Source organism: Endomicrobium proavitum (genome assembly GCF_001027545.1).
Taxonomy (GTDB): Bacteria; Elusimicrobiota; Endomicrobiia; order Endomicrobiales; family Endomicrobiaceae; genus Endomicrobium; species Endomicrobium proavitum.
In genome coordinates, this window is record NZ_CP009498.1 from 902,280 (window position 1) to 918,285 (window position 16,006).

Consider the following 16,006-nt stretch of genomic DNA (forward strand, 5'->3'; position numbering starts at 1 on the left):
ATTTTATTTTTACAGTTTATCGCTTAATACTTATATCTAAAAAAAACAGCGGCAAGCGGCGGTATGGAAACTTCAAGGCTGTAAGGCTTCGCATGCGCGCCAAAATCTTTAGTTTCTTTAAATCCGAGATTTCCTACTCCGCTGCCAAAATATTCTTTGGCGTCGCTGTTGAGTATTTCTTCCCATTTGCCTTTATAATCTACTCCTATTTTATAATTGTGCCGCGGGATAGGCGTAAAATTAAATATGCACAGCACCGCTTCTTTGGCTTTTGGAGCTTTGCGGATAAAAGTAATTATGCTGTTGTCGGAATCGTTGGCGTCCACCCAGCTGAAACCTTCCCAGCTTAAATCGTTTTCAAACAGCGCCGGATTTTGTTTATAGACGGAATTTAAATCTCTGACAAATTTTTTCACCCCTGAATTTTCAGGATACGCCAAAAGGTGCCAGTCTAAACTGCCGTTAAAATCCCACTCTTTGAATTGTCCGAACTCTCCGCCCATAAACAAAAGTTTTTTACCGGGGTGCGAATACATATACGCAAACAAAACGCGCAAATTGGCAAACTGTCTCCATTTATCTCCGGGAAGTTTTGATATTAACGAACCTTTGCCGTTTGCAACTTCGTCGTGCGAAAAAGGCAAAACAAAATTTTCGCTGAAAGCGTAAATAAAGCTAAATGTAAGTTTCCCGTGATGATATTTTCTAAAAACAGGATCTACCTGCATGTAACTTAAAACGTCGTTCATCCAGCCCATGTTCCATTTATATCCAAACCCCAAACCACCAAGATACGTAGGCTTTGAAACCATAGGCCACGACGTTGATTCTTCGGCGTAAGTTTGCACTCCGTCATAATTTTCGTAAACCACATGATTTAAGCGTTTTATAAATTCTATCGCTTCAAGATTCTCTTTGCCGCCGTATTTATTCGCAAGCCACTCGCCCTCTTTTCTTGAATAATCAAGATACAGCATAGACGCAACGCCGTCCACCCTTAGTCCGTCAATGTGATATTTATCAAGCCAAAAAAGCGCGCTTGAAATTAAGAAATCTTTTACTTCATTTCTTCCGTAATTAAAAATTGCGCTTTTCCAGTCCGGATGAAAACCCTGTCTTTTATCGGCATGTTCGTAAAGACACGTGCCGTCAAAAAAAGCAAGCCCGTGCTCGTCAAACGGAAAATGCGAGGGAACCCAGTCTAAAATTACGGCTATTTTTTCGCGGTGAAGTTTATCCACAAGATACATAAAATCCTGCGGAGTTCCAAAACGGGACGTAGGCGCAAAATATCCTAAACTCTGATAACCCCACGACGGGTCAAAAGGGTGCTCCATGACGGGCAAAAGTTCTACATGCGTAAACCCCATATCGCGGCAGTAGTCCGCAAGAGAATCTGCAATTTCCGTATAAGTAAGATATCTGTCGTTATCTTCCGGCTTTCTGCGCCACGAACCGAGATGAACTTCGTAAATAGATATGGGAGCATTATTTGCGTTTTTTTGTTTTCTTGAATTCATCCAAACGGAATCGCTCCATGAATAATCAAGTTTCCAAAGTTTTGATGCGGTTTTTTTTGGAGTTTCAAAATGAAATGCGTAGGGGTCGGCTTTTTCTACCGAGTAGTTATTAAAGTTTGAAGTTATAAAATATTTGTAAGCGTCGCCTTGTTTAAGACCGGCAATAAAACCTTCCCAAATTCCGGAGCCGTCGGAGCGCAAAATAAGCGGATGAGACTGCCTGCTCCAAGAATTAAAATCTCCGGTTACGCAAACGCTTTTTGCATTTGGCGCCCACACGCAAAAATATGCGCCGTCAACGCCGTCTTTGGAAACAAGTTTAGAGCCCATTTTTTCATAAAGCCTAAAATGGCTGCCTTCGCGAAACAAATGAATGTCGTCTTCCGTCAAAAGCGAAAAAGTCTGAACTTTATTTTCCATACGGCCGCCTTTGAACTGCAAATTCAAATTGAATTTTTGCCGCTATATTGCGTTCTTATACTTTTTAAAAAGCATTACAAAAATAGTTTTTATTATTGCCGCCACGGGAACCGCAAAAACTATTCCTAAAAAACCGAAAATTTGCGCGCCCGCAAGCATCACAAAAATCATTGTTACAGGACCTAAGTTTACATTCTGCCCTACGGCAAAAGGCTGAACAAAATTATTATCTAAAAATTGTATTATAAGAAAAGCGGGTATTACTTTAAAAAGAATTTCCACGCTTTGATATTGTATAAGAGCAACCGCCGACGCAATTAAAAGACCTACCGTAGGCCCGGCGTAAGGCACCAAGTTTGCCACTCCTGCCGTCAACCCTATTATAAGCGCAAAATTCACGTTAAAAATACTTAATGCGGCAACAGACATTACGCCGACAAACGAAGCTTCTATAAGCTGCCCTCTTATAAATCTGCCAAGCACCGAATCTATTTCATAAATTACGGCCAGTATAGTTTCAACAAATTTTTCAGGCACAAACTCAACTATTGACTGAACGGTTTTTTCTCCGCCCAAAAGCATAAAAAGCGATAGCAGCGGAATTAAAACAAATAGTGAGAATATTGAAAACATGCTCACAACATATTGCGGAATTCTTTGAGCTGCCCCGATAGATATGTTTTTAACTTTATCAATTACTATATCCGCAACGTTATATTCTTTAAGCATCGGAAGAGCGCTTTCGGCATTTTCTTTCAAGCGGACAAGCAAACCGTTTAAGGAATTATAATATGTCGGAATATTTACGGAAAGTTTGTCTATTTCTTCAAGAAATATAGGAATAAAAATTATTAAAAGCGCGGCTATAAACGCCAAAAATATAGCCGCAATAACGGCTACGCCAACCCATCTTCTGTAACCGTAAGACTGTATTTTTGTAACAAGAGGCGAAAGCAGATAAGTTAAAAATGCGGCAAGCAAAAACGGGGCAAGTATGCCTTTTGCAAAATATAAAAACAGGCACACTGCCACAAAAATTAAAACAGACAAAATAAAAACTTTATTTTTAGACGATTCCGTCATCATAGTTTTATAATTCCAAACACTTAAGTCTTGTGGCGAATATATTTGAAAGATTTTTCATTATCTTAAAACCGGTCTTAATGTCGGAGTCAACCAAGTCGTCAAGCTTAACTCTGTATATAAGATAGAGCTCGGATTTTTTTACAGCCGTTGCAGAAGAGTCATGTTTTTTATTTTCAAAAAGCGCAATTTCGCCGAAAAAATCTTCAGCCCCTAAAATTTTATCGGAGCTGGCGCTGCTTATTTTTATTTCGCCTTCTTTTATTATGTAAACTACGTTGGCTTCCTGTTTAATTTTAAAAATTTTATCGCCGACGGCGTAAGTTTTTTTAAAAACTATCAAAGCTATTTTTGCAAGCGCTTTATCGTGAACGCCCTGAAACAGCTCAATCTTTTTTAAAAACTGAACATCCTCTTTTAAAGCGGAATCAATAAAAAGATTTTTTAAGATTTGTTTTATCATAAACTGCGTCTCCGTTTGAACGGTTTCTATTTAGCTGCTTTTTTATTTATTATCCATACAACAAACCATAAAACGCAAATTAGCGCAAGTATAGGCGCTACCGTAAGAAAAATAAATCTGCTCATAACATCAGACGCAATATTTATATAAAACGCCGTCGCGCCCGCAAAAAATACGGACATTGCAAAAGGCAAATTGCGCGTTATATATTTTGAAACTTTGCCGGTAAGAAGTAAAAACAAAACGGCAAACCAAAACATAAAAGAAAACAGATAAATCGTCTCTGCGTTTTTAACGTAATAATAGAACGCCGCAAAAGGTTCAAAAATAAATCTGCCGATATCCGAGCTTTGCTTTTCTCTGTAAAGTATTACGCTTATATCGGGGTTTTCTATAAGCTGGTCTCTTAAGTTTACGTTTTTAGAACCTTTAAAAACAGTCCAAACGTCGGTCATATACCCCCAGCCGTGCCAGTCGGTAACGCCAAACATTAAAAGCCCGTCTTGTTTTGCAAAATTAATAAGCGCGCGCTGCTCGGTTTCGTCAAAATATCTGTATCCGCAATTATAAATTTCAAAACCGTCTATGCCCATATCGCGCAACTCTTCAAAAGTAAACTTGTGCCATTTCCACCAATGCGGAACAATGGCAATCATGCCGTTTTCATGAGCCAAACTTATAAGCTCTTCGGTAGTTTTGCCTCTGAAATTGCTTGCGTCAAACTTTTTTTGAGCAAGAAGAACAAGAGATATTCCGTCGCTGGTCTGCATTTGAACGCCCGGGAAAACTTTTTTATTTACAACATTTTGAGGGAACTGTTCAAGGCTTGACGAAACGGCGTGTTCTGTTATAAAAAACGAATCGTATCCGTGTTTATTGTGAAACGTAAGATTTGACGCGGGAGCGGCAACGCCGTCATGAGAATAAAGAGAATGCGAATGCGTGTCAACGGCAATAAAACCGGCCGGCTTTATAAGTTTAGCTCCTTCAAGAGGAAGCATTGCGGTAAGCACAAAAGCGGAAAGCAAAAACAACACGCCGTAAAAAACTTTTACAATAGTTTGTTTAACGGTTTTAGCGGACACTTTGCAATAAATTAAAATTAAAACTATAACCCATGCAAACCACGATATAACCGCAGGCTGATAAAAATTTCTGTTTAATGTAAGAGCGTAATACGTAAACGCGTAATATGGTTCTATAAAAAATCTGATTACAGGCCATTGCAAAGAAAAATTAGGAGTTTTGGCGCCGGAAATTAAATCGTATAAAAACATCGGAGAATAAAACAGCAGGCTTGAACCCGCAATAAAACACAACAACAGCAGCAGCCAGTTAAGAGCAGTGTTATTATTTTTTGATTTAACGCCGACGGTATCAACGGCTTGAGTTTTTACGGCGCGTTTTAACTTTCTTATCACAACGACCTCCGTTACTTCATTTTATTGTCAACGGCAAGAGCAAACTTTGTGGCGCCGGCAATTTTTGCTTTATCCATAAACTGCATGATATAATCGTATTTTACGTCTTTATCGCCTTTTATAACTATCGGCTTATCCGGAGATTTTGCAAGCAGCTGCCTTATGGTCTGTTCAACGTTTGAAGAATGAATTTGTTTGCCCTGTATGTAAGCAAACCCGTCTCTTGTGATAAGAACTTCAACGTTTGTTGAATCTTCGCTGTCGGTAGTGGCGGTTTTTGGAAGATTTACTTTTATCCCCGGCTGCATAAGCATTGGGGTTGTTATCATAAAAATTATGAGAAGCACAAGTATTACGTCGGTAAACGGAGTTATGTTTATTTCAGATACTACTTTGCTTTTGCCTCTGGAGGATTTCATCGTTTATTTCCCCGATATAAAGTCTTCTACGGCAGACGCGCTGTATTCCATATCTACCACGAAATTATCTATAGTTTTGCTCAAAAAGTTGTAAGCTATAACCGCAGGAATTGCCACCGCAAGACCTGCCGCAGTTGCTATAAGAGATTCCGACACTCCGCCGATAACTACCGAAATTCCGCCGGAGCCTACCTGCGCTATATTTTTAAAAGATTTAATAATTCCGATAACCGTTCCAAGCAAGCCTATGTAAACCGCGATACTTCCTATTGTTCCGATAATAGTCGTATATTTTTCAAGAATAATAGTTTGAATTTTAATTTCTCTATCCATAGCTTCGCCGGGAGTTCCTTCCTTGCTTGAATAAGCGTCAAGACCGGCTTTAACCACCGGAGCCATAGGGGACAACGTGTTGTCGCACAAATTAATTGCGCCGTCAACATTTTTCTTTCTGAGCTTTTCTAAAATTTGGTTTATAAAAGTTTTTCTTGTAACTTTAGATTTGTTTTTAAATTCCATAAGCTTTAAAATAATTACGGCTATAGATAAAACCGACGCGCCTATTAAAATCCAAAACGGCCAGCCGCCCATCCAAATTATTGCAAAAACGCTTTTACCGGCAAACATTGTTCCACCTCTTTATATTTTTTTATTTGTCGCTTAAATTTGGAGACCACGACGGAGTAAACGAACTTCCCGGCATTGCCGCAAGTTTTCTGGTTCCGGAACCGTCTATAGCCATTATGTATATTTCGCTCTTTCCGGATCTGTTTGAAGAAAATACCACAAATCTGCCGTCGGGAGACCATGTGGGGTTTTCGTTGTTTCTTTGTCCGTTTGTGAGTTTTGTAACTTTTGCCGTGGGCAAATCGTAAACGTATAAATCGTAGTTTCCGCCGGGCTGTCTCATAGTGAAAACTATTTTATCTCCTCTCGGGGACCACGCCGGAGAATCGCAATATCCCGAAGTGGTAAGCCTTCTGACGTTTCCGCCTTCAACGTTCATTATGTAAAGCTGCGGATAACCCGGTCTGTCCGATATAAAAACTATTTCCTGACCGTTCGGGGCAAACGTCGCGCTTGTATCTATTGCCGCGCCGTCGGTAAGTCTGCGCAATATTTCGCCTTTGGGCGTTATAAGATATAAGTTTGGAGCTTTGCCGCGAGAAAGGGTAAGAATAATTTTTGTTCCGTCCGGAGAAAAAGAGCCCGTGGCGTTAAGCCCCGTATATTTTGAAATTACGCTTCTCTTATTTTTCTCAAGATCTAAAAACATTAAATCCGGATTGTTATATATGTAGCTGGTGTATATTATTCCGCTTCCGTCCGGCGACCACTTCGGCAAAAGATTTATTTTACCGTCTTTTGTAAGCCTTCTCAAATTGTGTCCGTCATAATCTACAATATACAGCTCTTTATTTTTTGTGCTGTTGTTTACAAAAACTATTTTTGAACCGGCTATGCCGCGCTCGCCCGTGAAACGGCGAATAATTTCGTCGCTTATTGAATGCGCTATAGTTCTTGAGTCCGCTTTTTTAGCGGTATAATTTTGTTTCCAAATAACCTGTCCGGACATAACGTCGTAAAGTTTAGCTTCCGTAGTAAACTGTCCGTCTGAAGTTTTTACAATGTCGGCGCCAAGCAAAACCGACGCGCCTTTTTTATCCCAAAATTCAAGCTGCTGCGCAAAAGGTATATTTTTTGAAGGATCGCCCAAAATAATGTTGAAATATCTTGAAAGAATAAGATCGTTTTCTACGGCTTCTTTTAAAACCGCCGCGTTGCTTGCGCTTTCGTCAAGCCCGTCGGAATAGCTAAACGACTGAATTGCAATGTCAGACCTGCTTCCGGTAGCGGAAAGAGACAAATAAATGTCTCCCTGCGCAAAAACCGACGAAGCGAAAAACAAAACTAACGACGCCAAAGCTAAAATTTTTTTCATTTTTTAATTCCTGTATTTAAACTCAAAATAAACGCCTAAAGAATCTTTCTCGTAATCTTCCGGAAGAGGAGCAAACGGACTTGCAAGCTCAATGGCGCGCGCGGCGTTTCTGTCATAACCGGAATCGCCGGACGAGTCCGTAACTTTTATATCAACAACGGCTCCGTTTTTAAGTATTCTAAAAAACACTACAGCTCTAAGCTTTCCGTAACTTTCCGTCCACTGCCAAAATCTTCCTATTTTTCGCACAACGGTGTTAGTGTAATACGCATATTTAAAATCTTGAGTGTCTAACGACAATCCGCCGTATTGCGAACCTGCGACTTCATTAGTAGGTTTTGTTTCCGACTGTTGTGTTTTAGGGGTATTATCTACCGGCTTGGATTTTTCCGGCTTCTTAGATTTGTCTTTTACGGCAACGTCGCCTTTTTTAGGCGGTTCTTCTTTCGGCTGCTGCTTTTTAGGTTCTTCCTTAGGCGCAACGGGAGCCGGGTCTGCGCGCTGCACAGACGGAGTAAAAAAAGAAACCTCTATCGGTACCGACATAAAAACACGATTATGCCTTATGCGGTGTATTTCATATATGAGAACTGCCGTCAAATGCAATGCGATTGCAATCGCAAGATATTTAATTAACGAATCTGTATTATCTCTTTTTAACATCACTATACGCTCTGATTTTTTCTCTTGCCGTCAGAGCTTCCGAACTCTGAGGATAGTCTTTAACTATCAAAGCGAAAATATTTAACGCGTCGCTTTTCTTGTCTAAAGCCTCATAACTAAGAGCTGTTTTAAGTTTTGCGGTTACTGTTAAATCCGACAACTTGTAATTTTTTTCAACTTTTTTGTATTCTTCAACGGCTCTGTCCCAGTTTTTTAGGGAATACATGCACTCGCCCATATAAAACTGCGCTTGAGGGGCAAGCTCCGAAGACGGGAATTTTTCAATGAAAGATTTAAAACCTTGATATGATAAATCGTATTTTCCTCGGGCGTAATCGCTGTATGCGGTTTGATAAACGCTTACGGGAGAAACTTGAGCCAATGGCGCCGCCGGCGCAAGATTAGGAGCGGTATTTGTAGCCGCGGATAAATCGTAAGCGTCCACAATTTTTGCGCTCTGGCTGTTTCTTATTTCATTTTCAAGCGCCTGAACTTTTTGCGTAAGTATAAGAATTTTATTTTGAATATCTTTTACCGTTTCGTTTAACACGTCGGAATTTCCGGTGGCGGAATCTGTTTTGAGAGATAAATCCGCATTTCTGGTTTGCAGCTCGCTAAAATTTATTTGCATCTGCGAAACTTCGTCGCGCAACTGAGTTAAATCTTTTGAATTTGCGGGAACGCATCCGGAAACTGCAAATACGCTAACTAATAATACGGCAGGCAAAATATATTTTTTCATATTAACACCCAATGAATATTTTTTTAATTATTATTTTTGATTCTTTGATTCGGATCTTCTGTTTTCAGACCATGCCGCTTCGTTGGAAGCCGGGTTAGCCGGTTTTTCTTCGCCGTAGGAAATTGTAGCTATTCTGTTTCCGGCAACGCCAAGCTGTATATAATATTGGCGAACAGTTGAAGCTCTGCGCTGCGCAAGAGTAAGATTATATTCCGTGGTTCCTCTTTCGTCGGTATGGCCTTCAACTACTATGTTTACTTTAGGATTTTTCAAAAGCCATTTTGCGTTATCTTTCAATGTTTCAATAGCGGAAGCCGAAAGTTCGCTTTTGTCAAAATCAAAACGTATGGTTTTTAAATTAGGATTTGTTTCCGTTTCGCCTCTGTAAGTAGGTTCTACGGAAGTATCAACGGTTCCCGAACTGTCCGCGCCGCTTCCCGGCTGAACGTCGCCTTTTTTACAGCCTGCAGCAAACACCAAAACGCCAAACATTGCCAACAAAAGAATTTTTTTCATAATATAACTCCCGTGTATAAATTTATGCTTCGTTTTGCAACACCTATATATGCTTTGTTTTGCAACACCTATAATAGTATATTTTACATTTTATAACAGAACGAGTCAACAACTGCCGCCGCCGTTAAAGCTTATGTTTTCTGACGTGTTCTTTAAGATAAAGACCCGTGAAAGATTCTTTAACTTTCATAATATCTTCAGGCGAACCTTCGGCTACTACTTTTCCGCCGCGCTCGCCGCCTTCGGGACCTAAATCTACAATCCAATCCGCGGTTTTTATGACGTCTAAATTATGCTCTATTACAATAACGCTGTTGCCGGCATATGTAAGCCTCTGCAAAACTTCAAGCAGTTTGCCGACGTCGGCAAAGTGAAGTCCGGTAGTTGGCTCATCAAGAATATAAATTGTGCGGCCGGTGGCTTTTTTTGAAAGTTCCGCGGCAAGTTTTACTCTTTGCGCTTCGCCGCCAGATAACGTTGTGGCTTGCTGCCCTATTTTTATATATCCCAAACCTACGTCGTCAAGGGTTTTTAAAATTCTGTTAAGTGTGGAAAAATTCTCAAAAAATTTCACGCCTTCTTCAACCGTCATTTCTAAAATTTCGCTGATATTTTTACCTTTATATCTTATCTGAAGCGTCTCTTCATTAAAGCGTTTTCCGTCGCAGACATCGCATTTTACGTAAACGTCAGGTAAAAACTGCATCTCTATTTTCAAAGTTCCGTCGCCCTGACAATTTTCGCATCTTCCGCCTTTAACGTTGAAAGAAAAACGTCCGGGCAAATAACCTCTGGCTTTAGATTCCGGAAGCTGCGCGAACAAATCTCTTATAATTCCAAATGAGCCGGTGTAAGTGGCTGGGTTTGAGCGCGGCGTTCTTCCTATGGGAGACTGATCCACAATTACAACTTTATCAATATTTTCAACGCCGTCCATGCTTTTAAACTTTCCGGGCAAATCTTTTGACCCGTAAATTTTGTTTGCGAGATTTTTATAAATTATTTCGTGCACCAGCGTAGATTTACCGCTGCCGGAAACTCCGGTAACGCAGGTAAAAAGTCCTATCGGAATGTGGACGTCAACATTTTTTAAATTAAACTGTTTTGCGCCTTCTATTGTAAGCCATTTATCCGAAGGCTGTTTTCTTTTTTTAGGCAGCGGAATTTGAATATCGCCTTTAAGATAACGTCCGGTAAGAGATTTTTTATTGTTCATTACGTCTTTCAAACTGCCCTCGGCAATTATGTGTCCGCCGTGAACGCCTGCGCCGGGACCTAAATCTATTATATGATCGGCAACTTTCATGGTGTCTTCGTCATGCTCTACTACTATTAAAGAGTTTCCCAAATCTCTTAATCTTAAAAGAGTCTCAAGAAGTTTATCGTTGTCTCTCTGGTGAAGCCCTATTGACGGTTCGTCTAACACGTAAAGAACGCCGGTAAGCCCCGAACCTATTTGCGTTGCAAGATGAATTCTCTGCCCTTCTCCGCCGGAAAGAGTTCCGCTTTCTCTGTCAAGACTTAAATATCCCAGCCCAACGTTATTTAAAAATTTAACTCTCTCTTTTATTTCTTTTAAAATTGTTTTACTTATAATTTTATCTTTTTCGCCAAGATTGATTTCGGCAAAAAAGTTTTGAGATTTTTCAATGGACATTGCCGTAATATCGGCTATGGATTTTCCTTTAATTAAAACGGAAAGAGCTTCTTTTTTAAGCCTTTTTCCCTTGCACAAAGGGCAGATATTAACGCCCATGTATTTATTATAGATTTCTTCTTTTACAAAGTCGGATTCCGTTTCGGTATATCTGCGTTTAATGTTTGTTATTACGCCTTCAAAATCGTCTTTTCCGTAAAGAAGAATTGTTTGCTGGTTGCGCGTTAAATCTTTCCACGGAACGTTTGTTGGAATTTTATTTTCTTTTGCCGCCTGCGATAAAAGTTCCCAATAGTATCCGCCCCACGAGCCTTTCCATCTGTTGGTTTTTGTTGTAATAGGTTCCGACCAAGCAATAATTGCGCCTTGTTTTACGGAACGCTCTTTGTTTGGGACAACTAAATTTTCGTCCACTTCTATTTTGTTTCCCAAACCGCCGCACTCCGGACACGCGCCAAAGGGCGTGTTAAAAGAAAAAAGACGCGGCTCTATTTCAAGAAGGCTTACCGCGCAGTCAGAACATGCGTATTTCTCGCTGTAAACGTTTTCGGAAATGGTTTTTCCGCTTTTATCCGAAACCGTTACAATCGCTAAACCTTTTGATTCTTTGAGCGCCGTCTCCACGGAATCCGCAACTCTTAAGCGCGCGTCTTTTGAAATTTTTATTCTGCCTACCACAATGTCTATGGTATGCTTTTTATATCTGTCTAATTTAATTTTTTCTTCAAGCGAATAAATCTGTTTATCAACGCGCACTCTTGTGTATCCGCTTTTTGCAAGACGCGCAAAAAGTTCTTCGTAAGTGCCGGTTCTTGCTTTTACAAGAGGCGACAAAATTTGCACGAGAGTGTTGTCCGGAAATTTCATTATTTCGTCTATAATCTGCTGCGCGGACTGCGGTTTAATTTCCTTGCCGCACTCGGGGCAATGAGGCACGCCGATTCTTGCAAACAGAAGTCTCATATAATCGTAAATTTCGGTTACGGTTCCTACGGTAGAACGCGGGTTGTGCGACGGGTTTCTCTGTTCAATAGATATTGCGGGCGAAAGCCCTTCTATAATATCCGCGTCGGGCTTTTCCATAAGGTCTAAAAATTGCCTTGCGTAAGCCGACAAAGATTCTACGTATTTTCTCTGCCCCTCGGCGTAAATAGTATCAAACGCAAGCGACGACTTTCCCGAGCCCGACAAACCGGTAACTACAACAAGTTTGTTTCTCGGAATATCCAAATCTATATTTTTTAAATTATGCTGCCGCGCCCCGCGAATTTTTATTATGTCCATAAAAAACCTCTTTAAACAACAATTATTAATTACAAATTACGCATTTATATGTTTTGCAAAGCAAAATCTATTTATAAGCTGCGCTTTGCGCAGCACGACAATTCGTAATTCGTAATTTTCGTTTCACTGCTGTTGCGCCGTTATAACCGTATCTTTAGCTTCCGGCGCCGTAAACGGATAGTCGGTATTATAGTGCAAGCCTCTGCTTTCTTTTCTCAAACTTGCGGAACGCGCTATCATTTCCGCTACGGCTACTATGTTTCTAACTTCAATTATATCTACCGTAATAGCAGAATGTTGAAAATACTCGTCTATTTCTTCTTTTAAAATTTCTATTCTTTTTATAGCCTTGCCGAGTCTTTCATTCGAACGGGAAATTCCAAGATAGTTCCACGTTAAGCGTCTTAATTCGTTCCAATCTTGAAGAAAAGCCGTGGAATCTTTTTGCCCGCGCGAATTATTTAAAAGTTTAACGTCTAACTCCGTATAATTTTTATTTAAAAGTTTTTGCGAATCTTCAAACGCTCTGTGAGCGTAAACTATGCCTTCAAGAAGAGAATTAGACGCAAGCCTGTTTGCTCCGTGAACCCCGGAACACGCCGTTTCCCCTATTGCGTAAAGATTTGGTATTGTGGTTTTTCCGTTTTCGTCCACGGTAACGCCGCCGCAGAAAAAATGCGCTGCGGGAACAACGGGAATCATGTCTTTTGAAATATCTATGCCGTATTCAAGACATTTCGCGTAAATATTCGGAAATCTTTTGACGAGAAAATCTCTGCTTTTAGCGGTAATATCAAGATAAACGAAATTCTCCCCACGCGCTTTTAACCGGCTGTCTATGGCGCGCGCAACTATGTCGCGCGGCGCAAGTTCTTTTAGCGAACTGTATTTTTCCATAAACGTTTCGCCGTTTTTAAGACGTAAAATTCCGCCTTCGCCGCGAACAGCCTCGGAAATTAAAAAAGATTTTGCATCCGGGTTGTATAAACACGTAGGATGAAACTGCACAAACTCCATGTTGGAAATTTTTGCGCCGGCTCTGTAAGCCATTGCCACGCCGTCGCCTGTAGCTACGCCGGGGTTTGAAGTGTAAAGATAAGTTTTACCCGCGCCGCCGGAAGCAAGAACGGTAATTTTAGATTGGAAAATTTCCGTTTCGTTTTTATCATTTATAAAAACAGAAGCGCCAAGACAATCGCCTGTTTTTTTGTCAATTATTAAATCTACCGCAGTGTGATTTTCGTATATTTGTATATTGGATTGTTTCTTAAGATTTTCTATTAAAACTTTTTCTATTTCGTTACCCGTCATATCGCCGGCATGTAAAATTCTTCTTTTGCTGTGCCCGCCTTCAAGCCCTAGTTCAAATTCGGAATCGGAGTAATCTTTTTTAGAAAATTTTACGCCGAGCTTTATAAGCTCTTTAATTCTTGCGGGGCCTTCGGTAACCATATTTGTTACGGCTTTAACATTGCAAAGTCCGGCGCCGGCAACAATAGTGTCTTTAATATGATTTTCAAAAGAGTCGGATTTAGACGTAACGCACGCCACGCCGCCCTGAGCTTTGCCCGTGGCGGAGTCGTAAAGTTTTCTTTTTGTTATTAAAGCGACACTGCCTTTTTGGCTTGCTTTAAGCGCAAGACTCAATCCGGCAATGCCGCTTCCTATAATTAAATAATCTGAGCGTATCATTATTTTTCTGTTTATTATTGCGTTTTACACCACTTTGTAACGCCTTGTAAAAGTTTTTTTGCTTTTTTAGTATCTTTGGCATCCATGGCTTTTATCGCTTCTTTTACTTTTTTCCTATCGCTTAAAACGGAAACCCTTGTGCTTTTTATTGCCGCATCTATCAATTCGGCAAGTTCTTTGGTTTCGTCTCTTTTTCTCCAGTGAACATTCATGCTGACATTTCCGTCGGAAAGTTTTTTCATTACTTTCTCAAAGAAAAACAGAGGTCCTATAAGCCTGTGAAAATAGAAAATACTGTAAACTAAAACAACAGCAGCAAAAACAAAAATAACCCAGAAAAAACCGTTAGAGTAAGCGCTTTTAAAACTTTTAATGGTTCCGGAACTTAACTGTTCAATGCCCGGCGTGGAAACTAAAGAATTTAAAAACGCGTAATAACCGAGCACGCCTAAAACAGCCATTATTAACGCTAAAATAACAAAATATCGCCACTGAAGTTTAGGTTTTACCAAATACTTTTTTCTTAACATTCATCCTCCTATAGGACAACGTTATCTATAAGTCTTGTTTTGCCTACCCACACAGCGACGGCAAAAATAAAATTTCTTGAGGCTTTATCAGCGCGGCTTAAAGTATTAGCGTCTAAAATTTCGGCATAATCAATTTTTGAACCGGAAATTTTATTTAATTTTTTTATGGCGTCTTTCAAGACTGCGCTAACATTATTTTTACTGAAATTCTTTTTTGCTTCTTTTAATATTTTTGAAATTTGGACGGCGTCATTTTTTTCTTTTTGACTTAAATAAGAGTTTCTGCTTGATAATGCCAAGCCGCTTTTTTCTCTAACAACCGGACAAGGCACAATTTTCGTTCTGAAATTTAAATCTTTCGCCATGCGCTCTATTATTTTTAACTGCTGAAAATCTTTCATTCCGAAATAAGCGCGCTCGGCAAACGTTATGTTAAATAATTTTGCCACAACGGTAGCCACGCCGCGAAAATGCCCTTTTCTAAAAGAACCGCACAACACGTCTTGCATCTGTTTAACTTCAATAAAAGTTTTATGCGCCGCCGGAAACATCTCGTTTACGGAAGGCGCAAAAATATAATCCACATGATTTTTTTTACATATTGCAACGTCTTTTTCAAACGGTCTCGGGTATTTTAAATAATCTTCATTAAGACCAAACTGCGTAGGGTTTACAAAAATTGACACAATTGTTATATCGTCGTTGCGGACTGATTTATCTATTAATGAAACGTGCCCTTCGTGCAAAGCGCCCATTGTAGGCACAAGACCCGCTTCGTCGCCGTCTTGGAAATATTTAAGCGCAATTTTTTGCATTTGGGAAACTTTTCTTATAATTTTCATTTATAGGTATTCTCTTGTGAAGGAAATTTTCCCGAGCGCACTTCGTCTATATAATTTTTTACCGCTTCTTTTACCGTTTCTCCGACGTTAGCATACTTTTTAACAAATTTAGGCGTGAAATCCGTAAACATTCCAAGCATGTCGTCAATAACCAAAACCTGCCCGTCGCAATCTTTACCTGCTCCAATTCCTATTACTGGAATTGAAAGAGTTTCAGAAAGTTTTTTGCCTAAATCCGCCGGAACCGCCTCTAAAACTATCGCAAAAACTCCGGCTTTTTCCAAAGCTTTGGCGTCTTCAATTAACTTTTTTTGCGCCTCGTCTTGTCTTGCCTGAACTTTATGTCCGCCGAATTTATTTATAGCCTGCGGCGTAAGACCGAGATGTCCTACTACAGGTATTTTTGCGTCTAAAATAGCTTTTACTTTATCTAATATTTCAATGCCGCCTTCAATTTTTACGGCTTCCGCGCCGCCTTCTTTTATAATTCTTGCGGCATTGCGCACAGCTTCGCAAGCGGTTATTTCATAAGACATAAAAGGCATATCGGTAACAATCAGCGCCTGCGCGTTTCCCCTCTTAACTGCTTTTGTATGATAAATCATATCATCAACCGTAACCGGCAACGTGTTTTCGTAACCAAGTTTCACAACGCCGAGGGAATCGCCTATTAAAAGAGAATCTATATCCTGAGATGACACAAGTTTTGCCATAGCATAATCATAGCAAGTTAACATCGTTATTTTCTGCCCGTCTTTTTTCATCTTGGAAATAGTAGAAACTGTTTTTTTGTTCATAATTTTTTATATTTG

The 16,006-nt window shown here is 39.9% G+C and carries 15 protein-coding genes; all 15 read right to left on the reverse strand.

The features are described from left to right. Window positions 1–23: 23 nt before the first annotated feature. The 15 genes from glgB to panB all read right to left on the reverse strand — a co-directional run bounded on the left by glgB (window position 24) and on the right by panB (window position 15,991). Window positions 24–1,940: a 1,4-alpha-glucan branching protein GlgB gene (glgB, locus tag Epro_RS03780; protein ID WP_052570657.1), complete on the reverse strand. Its 1,917-nt coding sequence runs from the start codon at window positions 1,938–1,940 to the stop codon at window positions 24–26. 42 nt (window positions 1,941–1,982) lie between these two features. Beyond that, window positions 1,983–3,026, reverse strand: coding sequence for an AI-2E family transporter (locus tag Epro_RS03785; RefSeq protein WP_052570658.1), 1,044 nt, complete (start codon window positions 3,024–3,026; stop codon window positions 1,983–1,985). Window positions 3,027–3,030: 4 nt separating this feature from the next. Beyond that, window positions 3,031–3,486: a cyclic nucleotide-binding domain-containing protein gene (locus Epro_RS03790; protein ID WP_052570659.1), complete on the reverse strand. Its 456-nt coding sequence runs from the start codon at window positions 3,484–3,486 to the stop codon at window positions 3,031–3,033. 26 nt (window positions 3,487–3,512) lie between these two features. Further along, window positions 3,513–4,907 (reverse strand): PHP domain-containing protein, encoded by a 1,395-nt coding sequence (locus Epro_RS03795; RefSeq protein ID WP_052570660.1) that lies wholly within the window; start codon window positions 4,905–4,907, stop codon window positions 3,513–3,515. Window positions 4,908–4,918: 11 nt separating this feature from the next. After that, a complete protein-coding gene (locus Epro_RS03800; protein ID WP_052570661.1) occupies window positions 4,919–5,326 on the reverse strand; it encodes an ExbD/TolR family protein in 408 nt (135 codons plus the stop codon). A gap of 3 nt (window positions 5,327–5,329) precedes the next feature. Beyond that, window positions 5,330–5,953: a MotA/TolQ/ExbB proton channel family protein gene (locus Epro_RS03805; RefSeq protein ID WP_052570662.1), complete on the reverse strand. Its 624-nt coding sequence runs from the start codon at window positions 5,951–5,953 to the stop codon at window positions 5,330–5,332. 22 nt (window positions 5,954–5,975) lie between these two features. Further along, window positions 5,976–7,268, reverse strand: coding sequence for a Tol-Pal system beta propeller repeat protein TolB (gene tolB / locus Epro_RS03810; RefSeq protein ID WP_052570663.1), 1,293 nt, complete (start codon window positions 7,266–7,268; stop codon window positions 5,976–5,978). A 3-nt stretch (window positions 7,269–7,271) separates the two neighbouring features. Then, entirely contained in the window at window positions 7,272–7,931 is a 660-nt protein-coding gene (locus tag Epro_RS03815; RefSeq protein WP_052570664.1) for an energy transducer TonB, read from the reverse strand. Next, window positions 7,915–8,673 carry a tetratricopeptide repeat protein gene (locus Epro_RS03820; RefSeq protein WP_052570665.1) on the reverse strand — a complete coding sequence of 253 codons (759 nt, stop codon included), beginning with the start codon at window positions 8,671–8,673 and terminating at the stop codon, window positions 7,915–7,917. The genes Epro_RS03815 and Epro_RS03820 overlap by 17 nt, the downstream gene beginning before the upstream one ends. Before the next feature lie 30 nt (window positions 8,674–8,703). Beyond that, the gene (gene pal, locus Epro_RS03825) at window positions 8,704–9,189 is read right to left on the reverse strand and encodes a peptidoglycan-associated lipoprotein Pal (RefSeq protein ID WP_052570666.1); all 486 of its coding nucleotides are present in this window, start codon (window positions 9,187–9,189) and stop codon (window positions 8,704–8,706) included. Between the two features lie 124 nt (window positions 9,190–9,313). Next, window positions 9,314–12,130: an excinuclease ABC subunit UvrA gene (gene uvrA / locus Epro_RS03830; protein WP_052570667.1), complete on the reverse strand. Its 2,817-nt coding sequence runs from the start codon at window positions 12,128–12,130 to the stop codon at window positions 9,314–9,316. Window positions 12,131–12,253: 123 nt separating this feature from the next. Further along, window positions 12,254–13,822 carry an L-aspartate oxidase gene (nadB, locus tag Epro_RS03835; RefSeq protein WP_202812867.1) on the reverse strand — a complete coding sequence of 523 codons (1,569 nt, stop codon included), beginning with the start codon at window positions 13,820–13,822 and terminating at the stop codon, window positions 12,254–12,256. A gap of 14 nt (window positions 13,823–13,836) precedes the next feature. Then, window positions 13,837–14,352, reverse strand: a complete 516-nt coding sequence (locus tag Epro_RS03840) for a HAMP domain-containing protein (protein ID WP_052570669.1) — start codon at window positions 14,350–14,352, stop codon at window positions 13,837–13,839. A gap of 8 nt (window positions 14,353–14,360) precedes the next feature. After that, the gene (panC, locus tag Epro_RS03845; protein ID WP_052570670.1) at window positions 14,361–15,194 is read right to left on the reverse strand and encodes a pantoate--beta-alanine ligase; all 834 of its coding nucleotides are present in this window, start codon (window positions 15,192–15,194) and stop codon (window positions 14,361–14,363) included. After that, the gene (panB, locus tag Epro_RS03850) at window positions 15,191–15,991 is read right to left on the reverse strand and encodes a 3-methyl-2-oxobutanoate hydroxymethyltransferase (RefSeq protein ID WP_052570671.1); all 801 of its coding nucleotides are present in this window, start codon (window positions 15,989–15,991) and stop codon (window positions 15,191–15,193) included. The genes panC and panB overlap by 4 nt, the downstream gene beginning before the upstream one ends. Window positions 15,992–16,006 lie beyond the last annotated feature (15 nt).

Excerpts from the sequence above, each read along its gene's own strand:
- glgB (WP_052570657.1), bottom strand. The coding sequence starts at position 1,940 with ATGGAAAATAAAGTTCAGACTTTTTCGCTTTTGACGGAAGACGACATT.
- Epro_RS03785 (WP_052570658.1), bottom strand. The coding sequence starts at position 3,026 with ATGATGACGGAATCGTCTAAAAATAAAGTTTTTATTTTGTCTGTTTTA.
- Epro_RS03790 (WP_052570659.1), bottom strand. The coding sequence starts at position 3,486 with ATGATAAAACAAATCTTAAAAAATCTTTTTATTGATTCCGCTTTAAAA.
- Epro_RS03800 (WP_052570661.1), bottom strand. The coding sequence starts at position 5,326 with ATGAAATCCTCCAGAGGCAAAAGCAAAGTAGTATCTGAAATAAACATA.
- Epro_RS03805 (WP_052570662.1), bottom strand. The coding sequence starts at position 5,953 with ATGTTTGCCGGTAAAAGCGTTTTTGCAATAATTTGGATGGGCGGCTGG.
- tolB (WP_052570663.1), bottom strand. The coding sequence starts at position 7,268 with ATGAAAAAAATTTTAGCTTTGGCGTCGTTAGTTTTGTTTTTCGCTTCG.
- Epro_RS03815 (WP_052570664.1), bottom strand. The coding sequence starts at position 7,931 with ATGTTAAAAAGAGATAATACAGATTCGTTAATTAAATATCTTGCGATT.
- Epro_RS03820 (WP_052570665.1), bottom strand. The coding sequence starts at position 8,673 with ATGAAAAAATATATTTTGCCTGCCGTATTATTAGTTAGCGTATTTGCA.
- pal (WP_052570666.1), bottom strand. The coding sequence starts at position 9,189 with ATGAAAAAAATTCTTTTGTTGGCAATGTTTGGCGTTTTGGTGTTTGCT.
- uvrA (WP_052570667.1), bottom strand. The coding sequence starts at position 12,130 with ATGGACATAATAAAAATTCGCGGGGCGCGGCAGCATAATTTAAAAAAT.
- nadB (WP_202812867.1), bottom strand. The coding sequence starts at position 13,822 with ATGATACGCTCAGATTATTTAATTATAGGAAGCGGCATTGCCGGATTG.
- Epro_RS03840 (WP_052570669.1), bottom strand. The coding sequence starts at position 14,352 with ATGTTAAGAAAAAAGTATTTGGTAAAACCTAAACTTCAGTGGCGATAT.
- panC (WP_052570670.1), bottom strand. The coding sequence starts at position 15,194 with ATGAAAATTATAAGAAAAGTTTCCCAAATGCAAAAAATTGCGCTTAAA.
- panB (WP_052570671.1), bottom strand. The coding sequence starts at position 15,991 with ATGAACAAAAAAACAGTTTCTACTATTTCCAAGATGAAAAAAGACGGG.